Consider the following 1,660-nt stretch of genomic DNA (forward strand, 5'->3'; position numbering starts at 1 on the left):
AGCCCGGCCCGTTGCCCAGCGTGTCGGCTTGCATGACGCGTTCGGCCGGCGTGTCGGTCCAGCCGACATTGATGCCGTTGACGCGGATGCGATCGAAGCGATGGGCGTTGGCGGCGTTTTTGGTCAGCGTGGCCAGCGCGCCCTTGCTGGCGGAATAGACGGCGAGCTCCGGCGAGCCGCAATGGTCGTTGATCGACAGGATGTTGACGATGGCGCCGCGCTCTCCGCGCTTCTTCATGTCGGCGATGGCCGCCTGCATGAGGAAGAACGGCGCCCGCGCGTTGACCGCGAACAGCGAGGCCCAGCCGTCGAGATCGGCATCGAGGAACGAGGCCCGGTCGGTCAGCCCTGCGGCGTTGACCAGCGCATCGATGCGGCCGAAGCGCTCGATGCAGGCTTGCGCCAAAAGGGCAGGGGCTGCCGGGTCGGCGAGGTCGGCGGCGACGAAAACCGTCGGCGTGCCGAGCCGCGAAAGCTCTTCCGCAACGGCATCGCCGCGCGTCTTCTCGCGCCCGGTGACGAGCAGGCCGCCCGCGCCGCAGCGCGCCAGCGTCTCGGCGATGGCGCGGCCAATGCCTTGCGTCGAGCCGGTGACCAGCGCCACCTTGCCGTTGAGTTGGAGCTCCATTCCTCTTCCCCGCCTCGCATCTGATTTCAGGCTAGCGCGGCGCGATCGTTTTACAATACGGAAATTGGAAATCTTGGAGTGGAGGTTGTTGGCTGTCGCGCTGCGTGGGGCCGGCGAGAGCCTGCCCCAATGTCGTGATTCCCTACGTAGCGGAGGCCGTCGCAAAGACCCTAGTGGACCGTGATTATGCCCTCGACGGCCCGCCATTCCGAAGGCTGGATGAGCTGGTGATGAGCAACGCGAACCGAGTGGAGCGGACCATCGAGTTCGCGCTCCCAATATTGGAGAAAACCCTTGAGTTCGGGAAAGGCTGGAGCGAGATCATAGTCCTGCCAGACATAGAGCTGAAGCAGGCTTGGATGATCGGGCAGGTAATAGTGGATTTCGGCCGTCGTCAGGCCATAACCTTCCATTTGCAGGCGGAATTCGTTGCTGACCGTATCGGCCATGTCTTTCTCCTTCTCCGCTGAGGCATCGAGCCGGCGGCATTTGTGTCGAACCCGCCCAATGCCGGGCCGGGGCGATTGGTTCTGTCCCTCTTTAAACAACGCCGCGAGAAGCTCGCGGGTTCCGAAAATAGCCACGCCATAACAGTGTCTTGGCGCTCTTTCTTGTCGAATATAAAAATTTTTGCGCTGGTCTCTTGAAACCGAAAAAGGGCAAAACTAGCTCGATATGCGCCGCGATGCCTGACGAAGGGTCGCGGCGTTCCGCACCGGTCCGATATTGCCGGTTCGGTGCGGAGGAACCTCAAAACCTGTTTGTCCACGAGGAGAACGACATGGCGTTCCGTCCATTGCATGACCGTATTCTGGTCCGCCGCCTTGAAGCCGAGGAGAAGACCTCCGGCGGCATCATCATCCCCGATACCGCAAAGGAAAAACCGCAGGAAGGCGAAGTGCTCGCCGTCGGTCCCGGCGCGCGCGACGACAGCGGCAAGCTTGTCGAACTCGATGTCAAGGTCGGCGACCGCATCCTGTTCGGCAAATGGTCCGGCACCGAGATCAAACTCGACGGCGAGCACTTCGCCTT

Annotated in this window: 3 protein-coding genes; 1 reads left to right on the top strand and 2 read right to left on the bottom strand. The window is 62.2% G+C overall.

Going from position 1 to position 1,660, the window contains the following annotated elements; translation table 11 throughout:
* A partial coding sequence (locus EN994_RS30255; RefSeq protein WP_127308093.1) for an oxidoreductase occupies positions 1–628 on the bottom strand: 628 nt, incomplete at its 3' end.
* A 170-nt stretch (positions 629–798) separates the two neighbouring features.
* Positions 799–1,077, bottom strand: a complete 279-nt coding sequence (locus EN994_RS30260) for an usg protein (protein ID WP_024501657.1) — start codon at positions 1,075–1,077, stop codon at positions 799–801.
* 332 nt (positions 1,078–1,409) lie between these two features.
* On the opposite strand from EN994_RS30260, the gene EN994_RS30265 reads away from it, so the two are divergent.
* On the top strand, positions 1,410–1,660 hold a 251-nt coding region (locus EN994_RS30265; protein ID WP_164746367.1), incomplete at its 3' end, for a co-chaperone GroES.

The sequence above is a fragment of the Mesorhizobium sp. M7A.F.Ca.CA.002.09.1.1 genome (assembly GCF_003998555.1).
Taxonomy (GTDB): domain Bacteria; phylum Pseudomonadota; class Alphaproteobacteria; order Rhizobiales; family Rhizobiaceae; genus Mesorhizobium; species Mesorhizobium ciceri.

Bases quoted from the DNA above. Each gene is read 5' to 3' on its own strand.
- EN994_RS30260 (WP_024501657.1), bottom strand. From the start codon at position 1,077: ATGGCCGATACGGTCAGCAACGAATTCCGCCTGCAAATGGAAGGTTAT.